20 protein-coding genes are annotated in these 20,487 nt (G+C 35.3%); 2 read left to right on the forward strand and 18 right to left on the reverse strand.

Going from position 1 to position 20,487, the window contains the following annotated elements:
- Window positions 1–7 precede the first annotated feature (7 nt).
- The gene (locus tag TSYNT_RS05780) at window positions 8–1,627 is read right to left on the reverse strand and encodes an ABC transporter substrate-binding protein (protein ID WP_059032552.1); all 1,620 of its coding nucleotides are present in this window, start codon (window positions 1,625–1,627) and stop codon (window positions 8–10) included.
- A gap of 109 nt (window positions 1,628–1,736) precedes the next feature.
- A complete protein-coding gene (locus TSYNT_RS05785; protein WP_059032553.1) occupies window positions 1,737–2,462 on the reverse strand; it encodes a carbon-nitrogen hydrolase family protein in 726 nt (241 codons plus the stop codon).
- A gap of 171 nt (window positions 2,463–2,633) precedes the next feature.
- Here TSYNT_RS05785 and yfcE point away from each other — a divergent pair, with 171 nt between their 5' ends.
- Window positions 2,634–3,179, forward strand: coding sequence for a phosphodiesterase (yfcE, locus tag TSYNT_RS05790; RefSeq protein ID WP_059032554.1), 546 nt, complete (start codon window positions 2,634–2,636; stop codon window positions 3,177–3,179).
- 6 nt (window positions 3,180–3,185) lie between these two features.
- Here yfcE and TSYNT_RS05795 read toward each other — a convergent pair whose 3' ends face one another.
- From TSYNT_RS05795 to TSYNT_RS05855, 13 genes are all read right to left on the reverse strand, one after another.
- Window positions 3,186–3,755 carry a TIGR01440 family protein gene (locus TSYNT_RS05795; protein ID WP_059032555.1) on the reverse strand — a complete coding sequence of 190 codons (570 nt, stop codon included), beginning with the start codon at window positions 3,753–3,755 and terminating at the stop codon, window positions 3,186–3,188.
- A gap of 466 nt (window positions 3,756–4,221) precedes the next feature.
- A complete protein-coding gene (locus tag TSYNT_RS05800) occupies window positions 4,222–5,514 on the reverse strand; it encodes a PTS ascorbate transporter subunit IIC (protein ID WP_059032556.1) in 1,293 nt (430 codons plus the stop codon).
- Window positions 5,515–5,723: 209 nt separating this feature from the next.
- Window positions 5,724–6,023: a PTS sugar transporter subunit IIB gene (locus TSYNT_RS05805; protein WP_059032557.1), complete on the reverse strand. Its 300-nt coding sequence runs from the start codon at window positions 6,021–6,023 to the stop codon at window positions 5,724–5,726.
- Window positions 6,024–6,223: 200 nt separating this feature from the next.
- Complete coding sequence (locus TSYNT_RS05810) at window positions 6,224–7,084, reverse strand: SDR family oxidoreductase (RefSeq protein WP_238142658.1); 861 nt, start codon at window positions 7,082–7,084, stop codon at window positions 6,224–6,226.
- Window positions 7,085–7,089: 5 nt separating this feature from the next.
- Window positions 7,090–7,731: a cyclase family protein gene (locus TSYNT_RS05815; protein ID WP_059032559.1), complete on the reverse strand. Its 642-nt coding sequence runs from the start codon at window positions 7,729–7,731 to the stop codon at window positions 7,090–7,092.
- A gap of 30 nt (window positions 7,732–7,761) precedes the next feature.
- The gene (locus TSYNT_RS05820; RefSeq protein ID WP_059032560.1) at window positions 7,762–8,793 is read right to left on the reverse strand and encodes an Ldh family oxidoreductase; all 1,032 of its coding nucleotides are present in this window, start codon (window positions 8,791–8,793) and stop codon (window positions 7,762–7,764) included.
- Between the two features lie 40 nt (window positions 8,794–8,833).
- Window positions 8,834–9,763: a phosphoglycerate dehydrogenase gene (locus tag TSYNT_RS05825; protein WP_059032561.1), complete on the reverse strand. Its 930-nt coding sequence runs from the start codon at window positions 9,761–9,763 to the stop codon at window positions 8,834–8,836.
- Between the two features lie 20 nt (window positions 9,764–9,783).
- On the reverse strand, window positions 9,784–10,671 hold the full coding sequence (locus TSYNT_RS05830) for a dihydrodipicolinate synthase family protein (protein WP_059032562.1): 888 nt from the start codon (window positions 10,669–10,671) through the stop codon (window positions 9,784–9,786).
- A gap of 85 nt (window positions 10,672–10,756) precedes the next feature.
- Window positions 10,757–12,880, reverse strand: a complete 2,124-nt coding sequence (locus tag TSYNT_RS05835) for a BglG family transcription antiterminator (RefSeq protein ID WP_238142648.1) — start codon at window positions 12,878–12,880, stop codon at window positions 10,757–10,759.
- 247 nt (window positions 12,881–13,127) lie between these two features.
- A complete protein-coding gene (gene larA, locus TSYNT_RS05840; protein ID WP_059032564.1) occupies window positions 13,128–14,405 on the reverse strand; it encodes a nickel-dependent lactate racemase in 1,278 nt (425 codons plus the stop codon).
- Between the two features lie 266 nt (window positions 14,406–14,671).
- Entirely contained in the window at window positions 14,672–15,178 is a 507-nt protein-coding gene (locus TSYNT_RS05845; RefSeq protein ID WP_059032874.1) for a type 1 glutamine amidotransferase domain-containing protein, read from the reverse strand.
- A 75-nt stretch (window positions 15,179–15,253) separates the two neighbouring features.
- Window positions 15,254–16,600 (reverse strand): SEC-C domain-containing protein, encoded by a 1,347-nt coding sequence (locus TSYNT_RS05850; RefSeq protein WP_059032565.1) that lies wholly within the window; start codon window positions 16,598–16,600, stop codon window positions 15,254–15,256.
- Between the two features lie 88 nt (window positions 16,601–16,688).
- Window positions 16,689–17,582, reverse strand: coding sequence for a radical SAM protein (locus tag TSYNT_RS05855; RefSeq protein WP_059032566.1), 894 nt, complete (start codon window positions 17,580–17,582; stop codon window positions 16,689–16,691).
- Window positions 17,583–17,772: 190 nt separating this feature from the next.
- Here TSYNT_RS05855 and mscL point away from each other — a divergent pair, with 190 nt between their 5' ends.
- Complete coding sequence (gene mscL, locus TSYNT_RS05860; RefSeq protein WP_083497668.1) at window positions 17,773–18,171, forward strand: large-conductance mechanosensitive channel protein MscL; 399 nt, start codon at window positions 17,773–17,775, stop codon at window positions 18,169–18,171.
- Window positions 18,172–18,179: 8 nt separating this feature from the next.
- Here the strand turns inward: mscL and TSYNT_RS05865 are convergent, their stop codons facing one another.
- From TSYNT_RS05865 to TSYNT_RS05875, 3 genes are read right to left on the reverse strand one after another with little or no spacing between them, the layout of a single operon-like run.
- A complete protein-coding gene (locus TSYNT_RS05865; protein ID WP_059032567.1) occupies window positions 18,180–18,431 on the reverse strand; it encodes a hypothetical protein in 252 nt (83 codons plus the stop codon).
- Window positions 18,432–18,454: 23 nt separating this feature from the next.
- The gene (locus TSYNT_RS05870) at window positions 18,455–18,829 is read right to left on the reverse strand and encodes an SLC5/6 family protein (protein WP_059032568.1); all 375 of its coding nucleotides are present in this window, start codon (window positions 18,827–18,829) and stop codon (window positions 18,455–18,457) included.
- A 13-nt stretch (window positions 18,830–18,842) separates the two neighbouring features.
- Window positions 18,843–20,423 (reverse strand): thiamine pyrophosphate-binding protein, encoded by a 1,581-nt coding sequence (locus TSYNT_RS05875; protein WP_059032569.1) that lies wholly within the window; start codon window positions 20,421–20,423, stop codon window positions 18,843–18,845.
- Window positions 20,424–20,487: the final 64 nt, after the last annotated feature.

Below are 20,487 nucleotides of genomic sequence, written 5' to 3' on the forward strand. Positions count from 1 at the left end.
CTCCAGGTCATTCCTTATACATAAAGTAATAGCGATTTACGAGAATCGGGTGAAATACAAAACCTTTTACCCATGACCTCATAGTCGTAATATTGTCGCGTACAAGTATAAATATTGCCGGACAATCATCGTTTATTATTTGTTGGGCTCTTTTATAAAGTTCTTCTCTATGGGCCAAATCCGTAGAGCGGCGAGCCTCCTCTAAAAGCTGATCCACTTGCGGATTTGTATAGAAAGATTCGTTTATGCTGCCTATGGTTCTTGAGCTGTAAAGAGCATAAAGCACATTATCCGGGTCTAAATAGTCAGGATAAAAACCGCTTATAAACATATCAGGTGCAGTTTCCGCTGATGCCAACATATCTTTTATGGTTGCCCATGCTAAAACCTGTATGCTGATATCTATCCCAAGTTCTTTCATATCGCTTTGAAACAGTTCTGCAACTTTTTTATAGTCTTCAGAGCCTGTCTCTACCATTATTGTAAACTTTAGACCTTTTCCTCCCGGATATCCTGCTTCTTCTAGAAGCTTTTTAGCTTTTTCTACATCTTTTTCGTAGGGTTTAATGGTTGAATCATGGGCCCACATTCCTGGCGGGAGTGGTCCCTGCATTCTTTTGCCTAAATTGTTAAATACGCCCTTTATGCAGTCATCATAAGAAAATCCATACGCCATAGCCTGACGCACTCTTTTATCTTTTAGAGCACCTCTTTGGTTATTAAAAAACAGATTAAGCAAGTTGACGGTACTGTCAACTTGTACAGTTATATCGGGATTTTTCGAAAGATCTTCTATAACATCTCGCGGTATGGCATTTGCAAAATCTGCATCTCCGCTTTCCAACATAAGTCTTTGGGAAGAAGATTCTTGAACAACTTTGTACACAACCTTGGAAACGTGTTTTCCTTCCCATCCTCCCCAATAGTCAGGGTTTTTTACCAGCGTAAAGTCTTGACCCATATTCCAGCTTTCCAGCATATAAGGGCCGGTACCTACCATGTTTTGTCTTAACCAATTTTGTGCCAAGTCTCCATTTTCTTCATGTTCTTTTATAGCCTTAGGGCTTATAATCATCGGACCTGAGGGGTTTGCAAGAGCATGAATAAACGGAACAAAGGCGTATTCAAGGTTAAATCTTACGGTGTATTCATCAACAACATCTATGCTTTTTATCATATCGAACATCCACGCCGGCCCCTGATTAATTTTAAGCAGTCTTTCAAAAGAAGTTTTGACAGCATCTGCGTTAAATGGAGCTCCATCTGTAAACTTTATATTCTTTTTAAGGTAGAAGGTCCACACTTTTCCATCACTGCTTGTTTCCCATCTCTCCGCAAGTTGTGGGACAACTTCATTTGTGCCGCCTTTGTAAGTAACCAATCCCTCATAAACCTGTGAAATAGCTTGCAATGATTCTGGATCATAAGCTATATGAGGATCTAATGTGGTGGGCTGATCATTATAGGCTACTACCATGGTATCGGGGTTTTTAACTTTCGTCTGATTTTCCTGGGTATTTTTCGAATTGGTCGGTGCCTTATTGGCTGACTGAGCGCATCCGGCAACTAACGAAACACATAAAATCAGTATTAATAGCAACACTAAAAATTGTCTGACTTTTTTCATGCCATAAACCCCCTAAAATTTTCTCTATTTGCCTGGCTGTTGAATATATTTTACCATGAAATCTTAATATTTGAACGCTAATTAAGCATGTGTACATAATACTTGAAGTTTATGGTAAAACTGAAATTGAAATTAAGGTTTCTTCGCTTTCTCCAGTTGAAACTGCCACCGCTCCCTCCGGATCAACAATCAGGCTATTGCCCAAGCTTACCATTCCAAGATGTGAACCTACAAAATTTGATAGCAGAACATAAACCTGGTTTTCAACCGCTCTTGTTATAGGAATCGCCCTATTTTTTTCTAACTTCCATCGGGCCTCTTTAGGATTATAAAAATGAGCTGATAGAATATATATAAATTCCGCCCCTTTATTTTTAAGTTCTTTGGCAAGACTTGGATAGTTTTGGTCTCTACATATCATAATTCCAATTGTTTTGTTTTTATATGTAAAAACAAAAAGGTCTTTTTTACCCGCTTCAAAGTATTCTAATTCTGCTTTTGTAGGATATTTTTTATCATAGCTATAGGTTCTCCCATTGGGTAAAAATACAGATACACTGTTGTAAAGTTTGCCTTCTTCAGTATAGGGATGTCCTACTGCGACTCCAACTTTTGACGTTTCGCAGGTTTTGCTAATTTCATCTAAGGCATTTTGCACCAATTCATTTAAATTTTTATCTGATAAAATTTCCGGCGTATAACCGGTAAGCGCCATTTCCGGAAAACCAATAAAATCCATATTTTGACAAGAAGCTTCTTTTATGAAGCTGATGATTTTATTCTTGTTAACCTCAAGTTTTTCAGAAACAGACATCTGACATACTCCAAGTTTCATTTCGCGTTCCCCTTTATCATTAATTTCGAATTGCTTCTATTATACTTTATATTCCCGGGCTATTCAAAAAATTCTTTTGGATTTCTGTCGGTATGCGATTGACAAAAGGATTTTTTTAATGTAGATGTAAAATAGGAATATAACTTTAAAATTTGACAGGAGGGGTCTAAAATGAGAATTGCAATATTAAGTGATACTCATGGAAGCTTAGATGCTTTTAATAAAGTTTTGGAAATAGCAAAGCCATATGACTATATTATTCATGCAGGAGATATACTTTATCACGGACCGAGAAATCCCTTGCCCGAAGGCTACAATCCTGCAGAACTTGCAAAAGCCATAAACAAATTGGATGTACCATTTATAGCAGCGGCAGGCAACTGTGATGCACCCATTGATCAGGTGGTGCTTTCAGTTCCGATTCAGTCTCCTTATGCATTACTGATAATTGATGGGTGTAAAATTCTCATTACGCATGGTCATCAAACCACAGAAGAGGAACTTATTTCACTTGCTAAAAAATGGAAAATTGATATTTTAATAACAGGCCACACTCATGTAAAAGTCTTAGAAAAAAAAGAAGGGCTGATACTTTTAAATCCGGGTTCTTGTGCGCTGCCAAAAGACGGTACACCATCTTTTGCTATTTTCGAAAAATCAAATCTATCCCTTGTCAATATTGAAACCGGTGACCCTATTAAAAGTATTGCCCTATGAAATTTTTTATTTTTGACCTGTTTTATCCCACGTCTCAGGTATTACCGCTCGAGCGCCACCGATGAGCTTAGGGCGGTAACGAGCCGCTACAAGATTGGCTTGTCCTATTTTATTGATGCTAAGCCTTACCGGAACAGCTACATGTTTTATGTGCATTCCTATTAATGTATCCCCTATATCAAGACCGAAGTGTCCTTTTATGTATTCCACTACCACAGGATGCTCCATTTTCTCGAAAACCATGGTTGCAAAAGCGCCTCCGGCATGCATAGCAGGTTTTACTGTGACTACTTCTAAATTATATTGTTCTGCTACTTTTTCCTCTACAACCAGTGCGCGATTCAGGTGCTCACAGCACTGAGCAGCAAGTCTGACATCATATTTTGGTATGACATTTGCTATGCCTTCCACAACAGCCTCTGCAGCTTCCATGCTGGAATATTTCCCTATTCTCCCGCCCATAATCTCACTTGTGCTGCAGCCTATCACAAGAATCTGGCCGGGCTTTACAGGGGCTATAGAAAACAGCTCTTCAATTGCTTTTGAAACATTATCGCTAATTGATTTTAAGTCCATTTTTTTCCTCCAATCATTGATAATAAATTATAAGAAAGAAAAGTAATCCCCATTTTGTCTGCGATTATTATTATAGCACATCAACCATATTTTTATAACTTTTATAATAAGTTTTAAAAAATGAATGATAGTGGCACAATTTAGCTTGAGCTTGATTAGTAGGAAATAATGAATCTTGGGTAATTAAAAATGTGATAAAAATATACAAAAAACTGCCACACAGATTCGAGTGACAGTCCATAGGCACTAATTTTAGATATTTAACCTGTCTACTTGCAGGGGCATATTGCAATGGTGGTTCGCCCTGAGGCCATAAGCTTCTATTACTAACCAGCGTCTAAAAGTGCTAGTTTTTACTTTGTTCAAGCCCTATGTATTTATTAATTTTGTCAAAAAGAAAAAGAGGGTCATATTAAAATTGTTTCCCTCTTTTTCGAAAAATATAATTGTTGTTATTATATATAAATTAAAATCCTCCTATACCAGCTAAAAGTCGTCCTATTCCATTCGATATCATTCCTATCCAGCAAAAATCAGGATCAACTACTGTTACACTTTGTGCCGCTAAAATAGAACTGCAACATACAAAATAAAAATAAGGTAAAATTATAAATAATACACCTTGTAGTGCTCCAGCAGCTATCGCACCTTTAACTCCACCTGTTGAGTTTCCGAAAACTCCTCCAGTGCCACCCATGAAGAAGAATTCTATCATTGGGGGAACAACAGCTACGCCAACAAGATAACCAAATATAACAGAAGTAAGAATACCCGCAATTGTAGCAGATATAAAACCAATTAGAACTGCATTTGGCGCATATGGAAAAACAACAGGGCAATCAAGCGCCGGAACAGCATTGGGAACAACTTTAGAGGCTATTCCTTCAAATGCAACTAAAATTTCTGCTATCATCATTCTTACGCCTTGCAAAAGTATTGTAAGACCAGCACCAAAGGTTATGCCTTGAATTAAAATAAAAACAACTATATTTTGTGTTACTTTAAGTTCTGTAGCAACATAAGATGTACCCGCAAAAGCTACACATATTGCAAAAAGAGCAACAATAACTAATGTAGTTGCACAAACAACTTCTTTTGCAAAACCAAGTGCTTTTGGAAGTTTAATATCTTCTGTGCTCACCATTTTATCACTTTTAAATAATTTTCCAACTTGCCCACCGAGCCAATAGCCAGTAGCTCCAAAGTGTCCCATTGCAAGAGGCTGCCCACCTGTTATGTTTCTCATAAAATTATTATTTATTGCCGGAAGAACCACATATGCTATACCAGCTAATATTGAGCCAATTATGGCAACGGGCATACCTGTGATCCCTGCCGCTGCAAAGCCTACGGTTATTGCAGAGGCCGCATAGAGAAAATGATGTCCTGCAAGGAATATATATTTAAGAGGGGTGAGTCTGGCAAGTATTAAATTTACTATAAAAGCCCCTACAATAATATAGGCAACAGTCGAACCATAATTTGTGGTTGCAATATTAACTACAGATGTAGTCATGGGAACAATTCCTTGCATATTGAAAGCTTCTTTTATTAAAGGCGATAAATAATTTGAAATTACGCCCGACATAACGCCTGCACCAGTACTAAGAATAATAACTCCCATAATAGTCTTAAGAGTGCCTGTAATTACCTGATCTGATGATTTTTTTTGCGCAAGAAGACCTATCAGAACAACTAAACCGATAAGTATTGCTGAATTTCCAAGGAAGTCATTTATTAAGCTCCATAAAAAACTCATTCATAATCCTCCTTCTAAATTTTAAGGCTTTGCAAATCTTGTTTTTAAAACCGAAATTGTGGATAAAGATTTTTGAAATATTACAGTGATTGTGATATAATTTATTTAATTATTTTAAACTGACTATAATCCTTTAATGGCTTCACTCTTTATAATAAAATGTAAACAAGAGCGAAGCTTCTTTCTTTATATCTGAGTTTTGCCGTGAATTACAGTTTCCCCATTTGCTTTAAGCAAGTAATAATTTTTGATTTTATTTCATTTTTGTCTACAAAATTACTAACTGGAATTACTTTAAATTGTTTGTCTGCAGGTAGAGCTTTTTTTAAAACGTCAGCTAATTCAGTAGAAGTAACAACCATGTCAAATGGCGTAGATTTAGCAGTTCCAATATCCGCAACATTTATCGTGTAATCTTTAATACCTAATTCATCAAGGATTTTGCCTACTGTAACTCTAAGAATTACGCTGGAGCCAATGCCCAAACCACAAACTGTTAGCACATTCATTTATACCCCTCCAAATACTCGCACGTAAATGCTAAGAAAATATGAAAGCCTGAATAATTTCTTCCTAGTTTACAAAATTCCTTTTCCGCTTCTATTCTTGTTTTTTAAATTATATCTGCTTTTTTTATTCCATATCCCGCCTTCTTCCTTCTTAAATTAAGTCCAATTGAAACCTAGATTTGCATCAATAGTTAAATATTTTATAAAGTTTTTTCATCAACTTTTTCCAAGCACTCGTGCAGAGCTTCTTTCCAATTGCGGATATTCTTATCAAATATGGTTTCATAAACTAATGTTGATAATGTTGTATTAGCTGGCCGCGGAGCCATTCTCTTCATATCTTGTATTGTCTTAGGGATTAAGATATTTTCATATTGCAATCCTAATGTTTTTGCGATCTCAACGGCAAATTCATACCGGCTTGCTGTTCCCTTGTTACCTAAATGGTATAAGCCGTATGCATCACTTTTAATAACTTTTTCAATCATAAAAGCTAAATCTTTTACATACGTAGGATTATCTTTTTGATCGCATGCTAAAATCATTGGCATATTAGTTTTAAGGGCTTTAACTATCTTCAAAATATAATTTCTATCAGGATGGCCATCTATTCCGTACAGATAAGGAACGCGTAAAATAAAGCACGGAATACCAGAGGCTTTTACCTCCTCTTCAGATTTTAGTTTACTTTTGCCATAAACATTAATAGGATTTACTTCATCAAACTCAGTGTATGCGTTTTCCTTTTTACCATCAAATACTGAATTTGAGCTAATATATGCAAATATTGATTTTGCCTTTCTAGCAGCATTTAATAAATTCCTCGTTCCTAGAGTATTGACTAAGTATGTTTGCTCAGGATTTTCTTCGCATATGTCCAAATCTCTCATTGCGGCAGCATGTATAATTAAATGTGGTTTAATACGGACAATTGTTTCAGTTATCGATGAAAAATCTAGAATATTTATATCTTTAGAACCTTTTAAAGAAAACACTTCATCACACTTTGAAAAATGTTCAGCAAGCTCAGAACCTAATAATCCCGTTGCACCACTTATCACGATTTTCAATTTGCATTCTCCTTTTCTAGCAAAATAGCTCTAGCCGGAGAACCTTCAGCATTTTTAATAAGCAATGGTAGGCAAATAAACTCGAACACTCCCGAGGTTACATTTTCGAAGTTTAAACCTTCTACTATCCAAACTTCATTTTTTAATAGAGCCTCATGAATTTTATATTTAGTATTTTTACTATCCACGCTAAAGTTATCAGTTCCTAAAGCTTTCACACCGTGTCGAATAAAAAAATCAGTAGCTGTTAAATCAAAGTAATCAAAATTACGATTATATCGATTTTTCCCAAATTTAAAAAGAAGAATTCTATTACCTTTGTAATATTTTTCCAAAAATTCTTTTGTTACTGTGCAAGGATAAGGAATCTCTATAACTTCTGCAATTCCTAAAAGGTTTTGAAGTGGCATTTGATCTATGCTTTTGCCATTCTTTATAAAATGTAAAGGAGCATCCACATGGGTTCCGACATGGCTTTCCATTGTAATCCGAGACATATTTGCGCGATCCTCATTGCTTATTGTTCTTATCCACTGAAGCTTAAATCCTTCTAAACTTGGATATTTATCCATCTCATTATATAATGGCGAACTAATATCTATAATTTTAGTTCCTTTTAGTAAATCTTGTTCACTCATTAAAATTATCCTCACTTTTTTACTAAGTTCTTATCTACTTTCAAAGGCTGCATTCAAGATATTTTCATCAATTTCTAATCCCTTTTTTATAGCTTTTTCGCGATTCATTGCCTCTATTTCTCCAGGGAGATAGATTGTATCAAAACCAGGTCGCGGCTTTGAAGCTTTAATTAAATTAATTAGTTCATTGACTTTCTGATAATAAGTCTCTAGTTCCAAAAAACTCTCTAAAGAAACGCTTATAATTGTTAAACCTGCATTTTGGCTTTTAGTGGTATCCTTGTGGACAGAAGTTACATAATGTGAAAAACCTGAATTGTTCAATATTCCTGCAATTACATCAACAATTATTGCTAAGCCAAATCCTTTTGGACCTCCTAACGGGGTTAAAACCCCATTAATTGCTTTAGAAGGATCATCAGTTGGATAACCGTTTTCGTCAATCGCCCACTCTGGATTGATTTTCTCATTAAGTTCTTTCGCACGATATATTTTAGCCTTAGCCACGCTACTTGTTGCCATATCTAATATAATTGGGATATTTTTGGTAGGAATGCTTACTGAAATAGGGTTTGTCCCAAGAACTGCTTCCATTCCTCCATAGGGAGCTACTGTTGGATTAGCATTTACCAGCATTATCCCAATAAGCCCGGCATGCGCGATTTTTTCTGTATAATAAGCAAGCATTCCACAGTGATTTGAATTACGGACACCAATCCAACTTAATGAATACTTCCTTGCTTTTTCTATAGCAATTTTTGTCGCCATTTCCCCTGCTACTTGGCCAAAACCACCATTAGCATCAATAAGAGTAATAAAATCCTTTTCTTTAATTATTGTCGGTTCAACTTTTATATTTATTCCACCATCTTTAATACGTCTGAGATATGCGGGAAGCATATTTATCCCATGTGATTTTACCCCACGCATTTCAGCTTCTACAATTGTATCAGCTACTATTTTAGCATCTTTTTGTTTAACACCGTATTTCATTAAAATTTCTAGGATTTTTTGCTGTAATTCATCTGGGGCAATTATAATCTTCCCATTTTCGTGCTGCATCTATTTCACTTCCTTAAATAATACGATAATACGTAATTTGTCAGGCATTAGTATTTCTTAAGCAATCACTAACTATTTCTATGCACTTTTTATCCATTTTACGTAGAGTTTCTTCTTCACAAGCTGCCATATGAGGAGTAGCAACAACATTCTTTAAGTGAATCAATGGGTTATTTTTAGGAGGCTCTTCTAAAAATACATCTACTGCAGCTCCTCTTATTTTTCCAGAAACTAAGGCTTCGTATAAGGCTTCTTCATTAACAATTCCGCCTCGAGCTATATTTAAGAGATAAGCAGAATTTTTCATCAATGAAATTTCCCTTTTATCAATTATGTTTCTTGTTCCGCTTGTTAATGGGATATGAATAGTCACAAAATCTGATGTCTTTAATAAATATTCCAACGTTACATAATTGATATCATCTTCTAAAGACCATGTAATATCAGGATAAACATCATAAACTTGAACTAGCATTTGTAAGCCCTTGCACAATTTAGCTACTTTTTTTCCTATATTGCCGGTTCCAATTATCCCTACGACTTTGCCGCTAACCCGTGTACCCATTTCTTTAAAGAAATTTCCGTTTTGCAAATTTAAATATCCTTGTGGTATTTTGCGTGCTATTGCAAATATCATTCCAATAGTAAATTCTGCAACTGCATCAGAATTAATATTTGGCATATTTTTTACGATTATACCCTTCTTTTGGGCGTAATTTATATCTATATTATCCGTACCAGTACCGAATTTAACTATACATTTCAACTTGTTCATTCGATCAATTATAATGGGTGTAACCTTGCTTGTTCCAACTATTAAACCGTCAATTTCATCTAAAATTTCATCATTGGTTTCTTCTAAATTTAAAAAATAAGGTTTTAAGTTGTTGGAATAAAACTCTTTCTCTAAAACTTCTTTATTTTGGCCATATCCAAATGAATTTGAAGAAATCAAAACATTATACATCATTTTTCTTTGCCCTGTTAAATCTATAATAATTTCAGTTCTTCAAGAGATGATTTAACTTTTACCTTTAGTTCTTCAGATATTGGCAAAAATGGTTTTCGCGGATATCCTGAATCAATGCCTCTCATTTCTAATATCGCATGCATTACCGGAACAGTCGGACCAAGTTTGGTAACTGAACGAAGTTTTAGAACAAGTTCTTGAGTTTTTTTGGCCTCTTCTTTTTTGCCATTAATATATTCCAAGTACATTTTATTTAGCAATTCAGGAAAAATATTCCCTAAGCCTGTTACTGCTCCAATGGCCCCTGCTTCAAAAGCTGCGTAGAAGATTGCTTCCGTTCCTATTATTACATTAAAATCCTGATAATCTTCCACTGCTAGTTTATAATTATAGTAATTTACTAAATCGAAGGAGCTATCTTTTATTCCTCTTAATCCATAATCTGCAAGCTTTTTCAAGACTTCTGGTTTAATTGGATTGCCCGAAATGCTTGGGTTATTATACACAAACACAGGTATATTTACTGCATCAATCAAGCACCGAAAATGTTCGAAAATAGAATCATCGGTTAGAGGATTATAATAAGGTGCTATAGCTCCTACAGCGTCTGCTCCAATTGATTCCGCATGTTTGGCAAGTTCAACAGTGGTATTGGTATCGGCGGTTCCTACATGAATAATAACAGGTACTCGCCCATTGACATATTCAATGATGAGTTCAGCAGCTTTTTTTCTCTCTTGGATACTCATTAATGGACCAGAACCATAAGTCCCTACTGGATATAATCCTTGAACATAAGGCACTACGAAGTCTATTAGTCTCTTCAGTCCGTCTTCATATATTTCTCCCGTTTCAGTAAAGGGAGTCATTAATGGCGGGATGATGCCTTTAAAATCAATAGCTTTCATTTTATTACCTCCATAAAAGTTTAATATAATTTTTGAAGTTAACACAATAGTTAAAATTAATCTATCTTAATATTAATTTTTTTAACTAGCTCTCTAGTATTTGCAAAACTTCTTTCACATCTGTTGCTAATGTAATTTTATTAACGTTTTCCTCATCACTTAAAACATCCATTAATTGTGATATTGCTTTTAAGTGAGTTTCATGACTTATGGCTCCGATCGTTATAACCAATCTCACAGGATCATTAGCTGCATTGCCAAACTCCACCGGCTCTTTTAATGTCACGAGGCTCATACAAACTTTTTTCACTCCATCTTCCGGGCGGGCGTGAGGCATTGCTATACCGGGAGCAATGACGATATAGGGACCAAGTTCTTTGACGTTTTTTATCATTGCATCAACATACCTGGGTTCTACAAAACCTTCTCTTACTAAAACCTCACCTCCTTTTCTGATTGCCTCTTCCCAATCGCTTGCTTCGACATTCAGTTCTATTGTTTTTTCTGTTAATAAATCTTTTAACACTGGCTGGGCAACTCCCTTCGAGCTGTTATAACTTGCAAGATTTAAAAAACTTGATAATTCTCTTGCTAATTCCTGCTGATTTTTTATTATGCAGTATTTATCTATAATCTTGAGAATTTCTTCCAATTGGTTTTGATTGTTTGTATAAGCGGATATATTCGGCTGAATCTTTGACAAAAGCCGGTATATTCTTTCTATATCTTTTTCCGGAAGCAGTGGATTCACTACGATTTCAGGTATATCTTTGCTGCCAGTAGGAATTGTTGAAATTATTAAATCTACTCTATCATTTTTGCTGGTTTCTTCTATCTGGCGGCTTGCAATCGTGTTTACAACATTTATGTTGCTAAATTGATTTTTAATTCTCGAAGACAAAAGTTTTGCTGTGCCTACGCCTGTTCCGCAAACCACAACTGCGTTGTATATATTGCTGCATGTCGCTTTATTTCTCTCAACTGCTGCACCTATATGAATTGCAATAAAACCAGCTTCTTCATCAGGAATCTTTTTGCCTATATAGTTTTCCAATGGTTTTAGAGATAGTTGAACCGCCTTAAATATTTCCGGATAATTGCGTTTAATTTCGTGCAAAATTGGATTTTTAAGAGGTAGATTATGTCTGAGGCGATAAATAGTAGGTTCTAAGTGTTTTAAGAGGCCGTTGTGCAGCTCTGTATCGATTGAAAAATCTTTATTTAACTTTTCTCCTATAGTTTTAATAATCTCATCTGTTAAAATTTGCAGCTGCAACCACTCTTTGCTTGAAAATATATCAGCTTCTGTAACTTTTCCGCCTAACAGATGTATTGTGATGTAGCCGATTTCATCATCAGGAATCTTAATATTGTAGCTTTCTTCTAAAAATGCAACCATGCTCGAAGCTACTGCAAATTCTTTGGTAAATTTGAGCCGTGACAATTCTTCTTCCGGCATTACTATATTTTTGTTAAGTTGTATACGTTTTATTGCAAGCGCAAGATGAATTACCAATCCGGAATATGCATTATCGGCAAATGTTGTTTTTAACTGCTTTTCAGCTATTTGTATCGACTTTTCTATAGGCAAAATATCAAGGTCTTGAAACAACTTTTTTATTTGCTTGTCTGCTACTATATTTATTCTTCGATGAATTGGTGTTTTTATAAGGTTTAGCGCTTTCTCGACTTCCATATTTTCTGATAAAAGGGAAATCACGGCTCTTCTTAAGTCTTGTTCATATCCTTTTACTTTAAGGCCAAAATGCGGCACAGATTCAAGTTGAAGATTATGATGTGCAAGCCATGTTCTTACTGGCTTTAAATCATTTGAAACGGTGCCTCGACTTACCGACAAAACATCTGCGATTTCATCGATTGTTATATAATCTTTTGCCTGAAAAAGTTCTGTAAGTATCATAGTCTGTCGTTCTTTAGGAGTTAATACATAGTTATAGCTTGTAATTTCTTCAAGTAATGTCATAATTTTTTGTTTTTGAGAAGGCATAGGTGCATATTCGATTCCGGAATTAGGTTTTCTGATTAATTGTGGCAAATCGTTGGCTTTTAAAAAGTCATCAATTTTGTCTAAATCATATCTAATTGTTCTTGAAGATACTTTGAACTTTTTAGCAAGCTCTGAAATTTTAATCGGTTTTTCTGATGATATAATTTGACCAAGCAGCTGCGCGCATCGCTCATCTATCAAATTATAACAACTCCCTTCATTATGCATTATATAGCAGCCCTATTGTTATGAAAAGTCTAATATCTTTCAAAGCAATTGTGGCAATTGTATACTATACTTACACTAAATGCTGAGGCAGCATCTGTCAAATTAAAAATTGTATAATAGCAATTGAGTACAAAAATAAAAGCCTGGAATCGGCTATTTTTTATATAGGATTCCGGGCTTATCATTTTCGAATGTAGGAGAAATAAAATTATATAGCAGCTCAGTCGTTCTCCACTATCACTGAAACACCATCTGGAATTACTGTAATTTTTGCATTATTCCCTTTGAGTTTTAGCGCCTGCTTTATAGCGTCTTCTACTGTGTAAGCATGAATCATATGGCAATCCTCAATCATTTTAGGATCACACATATCTGTTACAAATATGACGGTATGCTTATCAAGAATCCTTGATAAAATTTGAAATTCCCACTGATCAGGTGCCGTATCTTCCGGAGGCACCTTTGCTAATCTATCCAAGATTTCCCTGGGGTTTTTTGCATTTTTCATGTTGTTATAAAAAGACTCTCCACCATGACCATCATTACATGCGGCAACCATTATAATTACTCCGTTCTCGCGGCATGTCGCCTCTGCTGCAGTCATCCCTTTTACGGATTGATAAAGATTTTGGTCTAAAGGATACCCTCCGTTTGTAGAAATAACAATATCTGCAGGCTTTGCCTTTACGCTCGAAAGTTGTTTTACGAATTTGCACCCTTCCTCATGGGCTAGAATGCTGTCACCACTAAAGGCATTTATGATTTTTTTATCTTTATCTATTACAACATTTAATATGAAGGCAAGATTAGCTGCTTTTGCTGCAAATAGCATATCTTTATGTATTGGATTATTTTCCAGGTTGCCTGTTCTCGCATAAGGACTTGCAATAAATTTTGCGCAATGATTTTCCATGACAGATGTTGCACCTGCCACACCAGGAAGAATGCTCTTTCTTCCCCCTGAAAAGCCGGCAAAAAAATGTGGTTCAATAAAGCCCTCAGATATAACTAATTCTGATTTGCAAACCATTTTGTTTAAATATAGCCTGCCCCCTGAAGGCAAAAGGCCAACATATTCTAGCTGATCATTATCAAAAGCCATATGGTTTATAATGGTTTCATTTTTAACTATTTCTTCTCCGAATTTATTTATCATTTCTTCTTTCGTTGTCGGCCTGTGAAAACCAGTTGCAATCATAATTTTTATATCTATATTCGGATTTGCCCTTCTAATTGTATCCAATAATATAGGCATTGTAATTTTGCTCGGCACGGGTCGTGTATGATCACTGGTTATTATTAAAACTTCTTTCTTTCCTTTTACCAATTCTTCCAGCGTTGGACTTCCTATAGGATTCGAAAGCGCATTTCTTACTATTTCATCTTGTGGCAAAGATTGTTTATATTCGTCAGCTTTTGAAGTCAATATCCCTAAAAAATTTTCGTCAGGGATGTTAACATCCAAAAAAGTTTTGTGGTATGGGAGTCTTACCTTCATTTTAAAGTCCTCCTATCAAATTATTAATATTAATAAACCGGTATAATGGTATGGTGGTCTTACCATTATATAAATAATATCATAATATTACACAAAATCAAAGTATAGTTATTAATTTAACAATTTTAGTCCTGCTAATAAAAAAGGTATCACTAAATAATTCATCTTTGTGATACCTTTAGGCTGATGCGGTATAGACAGTAACCGCACTTTGTGGCAAAACTTCGTTCCGATTTCGTTTTGATAAGGATGGTTTGATTAAACTATCATCCGATCTTTTCAATTATTGCTTTAAGAAATGCCGGCAGGTCATTAGGATTTCTTGATGTTATCAAGTTTCCATCTACAACTACTTCTGCGTCTACATATTCTGCGCCTGCATTTACAATATCGTCCTTTATTGAGAAAAACCCGGTTAACTTTTTGCCCTTCAAATTGCAGCAAGAAGCCATCATCCATGGTCCATGACAAATGGCAGCTATCGGCTTACCTAATTTATCCATTTCCCTTACAAAATTCAGTGTATCTTTGTTCCTGCGCATATGATCCGGAGAATATCCTCCGGGTATTACAACAGCATCATAATCCTTAGCATTTACTTCCTTGGAAGAATGGGTGCTTTTTTCAGTAAAACCGCTTTTGCTAATATACGCCTTGTCCTTTTCCGATCCCACTAAATGAACTTCATAACCAGCTTCTTTAAGTCGATAATAAGGGTATATTAATTCCTTCTCATCAAAAAAATTTTCTATAAGGACAGCTACCTTTTTAATTTTAATCACTCCTTTTTAAAGTTTGTATAAAATATAAATCAAGTTTAAATATTGAGCATCAATTGACAAAATTTGCTAAAGCTCTATCTCAAAAGTCATATCCTCATCTGTTATTATATCTATTACTTCTTCTATATCTATTTCTTTAATAGCATCTTGACTAGTTGCTTCTTCGTAAGTTTTTTGCAAGATAGATGCTTCTTTTTCTAAACCTTTTGAGTTAAGGTATGAAATATAGTTATTTAAAAACTCACGATTTACAAGTTGTTTTGCAGAATCTAACATAAGTTGACTGTCATCCACAGTCCTCGGCAATTTCATAAAATATTTCTGCATCGATAGAGCGAGAATTTTTTCGATTGCAATAATATGGGTCCACAGTGGCATAAAAAAGAAAGATGTAGTGCTTACAATCACATAACACAGTTCTTCATTTTTGTCTTTATTTTCTTCTAGTGTCTCTGATAACGCCTCTAATATATCTTTGTAAACTTCTTCAATTACTTCTTCTTCCTGCAGCACGGCATCTGCAGCGCCAAATATCAGGTCGGGACAGTATAATTTTAAATAAGCTAAATCTTCTTTTATCACCTCATTTATTGCCGATAAAAACTTCAGAAATAAGGTGTAAATTATGTAGAATGGAAATTCAAATTCTACTCCATTATTCAGCAAATACTCCAATTCACTTTCGAAATTGTATAATGCTTTTATGCCGACAAATTCTTCGAAAATCGGATATTCCTCAAATAATGGTTCCAGTTGTAAAAAAGCGTCTTCGGAAGAATCATCGGATTCGTTTTCTGCGATTTGATGAAATTTCTCGGCAGCCTCTCCCATTTCCTTCAGGCTTATCTGAAAAAGAACATCAAAAAAGCCGGTTTGCCATGGATCTGCAAGTCCAAGACTTATCCAATTAAAAATAGTCTTTAGTTCATCATCAGTAAAAAAACTAGTACGGATTATGGATGCCAGTTCAAGAAGATATTCTTCTATAGACAGGTCCTCAAGCACCTCATCAAATAGATCGTCAAAATTATCGGTATCATTTTCTATAAAAACTTTTGCCGGTATTCGGAAAAACTTTAGCTCTTCTTTACTGCTGACAAGTTGAAATATAGCTTCTGCCGATTTTTGAATACTATCCAAATCAAGATCATTTTCTTCCCAAAGTTCGGAGATGATTTTTGCAATCCTTTCAGTATCGGCCTCCCCTGCATCTTCTTTCATTTCAAAGCCGAACATGACACTTACTACCCTTATAAAGTCTTTTCCATATTGGTTGATATCAAAATCTTTCTCTAACTCTTTGATTAGTTCTGTTTCAATTTCCTCAATCCTTGGAAGACAGCATTTTTTGTACTTTTTGCCGCTACCGCAAATACATTCATCATTTCTTTTTATATCAAATACATTGGGCATTTAGGAACCTCCGTATCATTTCAAAAATATTTGTTCGTTTGCCTTATTCTATCATGTAAATTTGTCCACCGTCTACTTTTAATTTTAATTATTCGTCAAAATCCGGAACGTATTCATCAGAAGCGGCTCCTTCTTCTTGAATATAACCGTTTTCAAGTCCGAGCTCAAAAAAATAATCTATCACTTCATCATATTCTTTTTTGGAAAGGGTTTTATTTATTTCAGGATAATTTTTAGCTTTATAATATGGTGCATATTGAGACATAATGCTTACATAAACCCCTTTTGGAAGATTGGCAGATATCCATTGAAGCACTTTTTTTGAATCTTCGACATGACCTGGCAAAACTAAATGTCTTATAACAAGGCCCTTTTTTATAATACCGTTTCCATCAAAAACAGGTTCCCCCACCTGAGAAAACATTTCCAGAATCGCTTGGGTTGCGATATCGAAATAGCCGGGTGCCGCGGAATATTTCAAAGCCAAATCATCGCTAAAATATTTTAGGTCTGGAAGGTACACATCTACCAAGCCCGTGAGCATCTTTAACGTTTCGACTCTTTCATAGGCGTTGGAATTCCACACTATAGGCAGTGCGAGGCCCTTTTCTTTTGCAAGCTTTACTGCTTCGATTATTTGAACAGAATAAATAGTGGGAGTTACAAGATTTATATTGTTGACACCATTTTGTTGTAATTCTAAGAATATCTCGGCTAAATCCGTTATAGAAACTTCTCTGCCTGCTCCCTCTTGGCTTATTTTAAAATTCTGGCAAAATACGCATTTTAAGTTACAGTGAGTGAAAAAGACAGTGCCCGAACCATTTTCTCCACTGATGCAAGGTTCCTCCCATTTATGTACAAAATACTTTGACAACACTGCATTTCCCGGCGCCTTGCATACGCCTTTCTGCCCCTTTGTCCTGTCAACACCGCAACAAAAAGGACACAGCTTGCATTCTTTTAAAATATTCTTTGTCACTTAAAAGTACACCTCTGTAGGTTGATAATAATCTATGGTTTTTACTGTATATTACTTGCAATAGCAAACTTTTAATTATTCATCTTCAATAAGTTCGAATTTATCAATATTGAACTTAGACAGCATAAAGTATATCATATTAATAAATATACAAACAGATTTTAAAAAATCTTATTTCGGGGGCATGCATATGTATGATGAATTTAAAAAGTTTGCAATGAAGGGTAATGTAATAGATCTTGCAGTTGGTGTTGTAATAGGCGGAGCATTTGGAAAAATTATAACTTCTCTCGTAAATGATATTATAATGCCTATCCTTGGTATTATAACAGGAAAAATCGACCTTACTTCATTAAAAGTCGTCATAACGCCGGCTACAGCAGATGTTGCTGAATTATCAATAAAATATGGTCAATTCATACAGTCATTAATTGATTTTCTTTTAGTATCCCTATCAATGTTTTTTGTCATAAAAGCGATAAATTCATTTAGCCAAACCGTAAAAGAAGAACCTTCTGTGCCTACGCCATCTAAAGAAGAAGCTTTATTGGAAGAAATACGTGATATCTTAAAGGAAAATAATCACTAATCAAATCTTTAAGATTTTCTTGTCAAACTAGATATTATAAGTAAGCATAAAGTAGTAACAACAGCTGCAAGAATTACTGGCCCTCCAAATACCTCTGTCACCCAATCATTTTGTCCTGCTACTATAGCTGTTAGAGTTCCTGCAATAAGAGCAATTCTTGCGCCTGCAGGAGTTACCATAGAATTTTCATAAGTATATTCTCCAGGTTTTCTCCAAAGTAAACCTACTACTATAGTAGGCGCGAGAGCACCAGCGGCCATACTATATAACCAACTTACAAGTCCTAAAATAAACTGAAATCGCAGTGCGCATAATCTTTTGCAATAACATTTTCAATAAATTCACCCATACTTTTAAATGAAAACCTCGCTAAAAAGCCAGCCAGTGTCAATGCAAAAACAAGCTTGCCTCCTTCGCTGCCTAAAACCCATACAAGCCAGCTTAAGCCTACATGATAACCTTGATCCGGCGTCCCAACAAAATCGGCGGCGCCCCAAACTGTAGCAAGATATGTCCACATTAGCAAAAAAAGTGGAAGCTTTTTGCCTGCAATAGCATAATCGTCAAAGCTTGCAGACCCTTCTTTAGATACTCTAAAGCCTATCCAAAGCATTACCAAAAGATAGATTATGCTCACTGCCCAAATGATAGTTGTCATTTTTATACCCCCTTTAATTTCTGTAAGATCGTGGATCTATAACAGCTTGAATAACTACCGGTTTTTTAGAATTCAATTCCTTTTTTAAAATATCTTCCAACTCTTTAATTCTTTCTACTTTGTAACCCACTGCTCCAAAACTCTCAGCCAATTTAACCATGTCTGGATTCGTAAATTCAACTCCATAAGGCATAAGCCCTTTTCTTTCTTGATTCATCTTAATAAGACTCAGAGTTTTATCATCTAAAACAATTATAATTATTGGTATGTCTTCTCTTACCATCGTTTCCAGCTCAGCCATATTCATTCCAAAGCAGCCGTCCCCTATTATTGCTATAACAGGTTTTTTTGGAAAATATAACTTGGCTGCCATAGCAGTAGGAATTCCTGAACCCATAGATGATAGACCATTTGACATAAAAAATGTCTTGGGCTCATATGTTTCCCATATTTGCCCCACTAACATTTTATGAGCGCCTACATCAGAAACGGCTATTGTGTCGTAAGGCATTGTTCGTCGCGCTGCTTTTACGACTTCAAACGATTCCATTGCCTCGCTTTTTTTAGTTGCCACTGTCTTAATCAAATTCTCCCTAACAGACTTTATATCATTTATGTCCCAAGAAGCACGATTTACTTGCCTTGTTAATACTTCTAGCATTTTAGATATATTTCCATGAAGTTCTAATTGTGTAGGATAATATTTATCTGTATTGGGCATGTTATCTATATCAATAACAGGTGTTTCGCCAAACATCCATTGTTTATCCATTTCAACTACATCAAAACCTATTGTAATTATCAAATCGCTATTTTTTGCATAATCCAAAATTATTCTATCGCACAACATTTCTATTACTCCTAAAAATTGGAGATGATTTTCAGGAATAATACCTTTTGCTTTTGGTGTAATTATTACCGGCGCTCCCAATTTTTCCACAAACTTTACAAATTCCTGATGCGCATTGCATCTAAGCACCCCTAATCCAGCAAAAATTATTGGCTTTTTTGAATTATTAATTATTTTAAGAGAGGCAGATATATCCCCTGAAAAAGTAGATTCAGTGGAAATTTTAGATAAATAATAATTCATCTTCTCTTTTTCCATTAAAGCTACATTGCTTGGAAATGTAAGATGGACAGGTCCTTGTTTTGGGGACATGGCAATAGCAAACGCCTTGCTTAATATTCTTTCGACTGATGATGCTTCAATGGTTGCGCTCCACTTTGAAACTGGTTCAAATAATCTAACTAAATCCAAGTGTTGATGTGTTGAAACTTCATAAAAATTAGTGGCCATATTACCTGTAATAGCAATTACAGGGGCTCTGTCTAAATAAGCGTGAGCTACGCCTGTAATTAGATTTGTGGCTCCCGGCCCAAGTGTAGAAAGACATACTCCCGGTTTTCCAGATATTTCGCCAGTAGCTGCAGCCATAAAAGCCGCTGTAGATTCATGCTTAGTAAGTATAAACCGGATTCCTTCTTTCTTAAGAGAATCTAGGAAAGATGTTACTTCTCCTCCTGGATATCCGAATACACATGGTATTCCCTCCTCTTTTAATATTTTTGCAACTATGTCTGAGACCTTCATATGCTCCCTCCTGTCTTTAATGCAAAATTATGTATGAATCATCACACTATTTGCAAGCATGGTA

The organism is Tepidanaerobacter syntrophicus (assembly GCF_001485475.2).
GTDB lineage: Bacteria > Bacillota > Thermosediminibacteria > Thermosediminibacterales > Tepidanaerobacteraceae > Tepidanaerobacter > Tepidanaerobacter syntrophicus.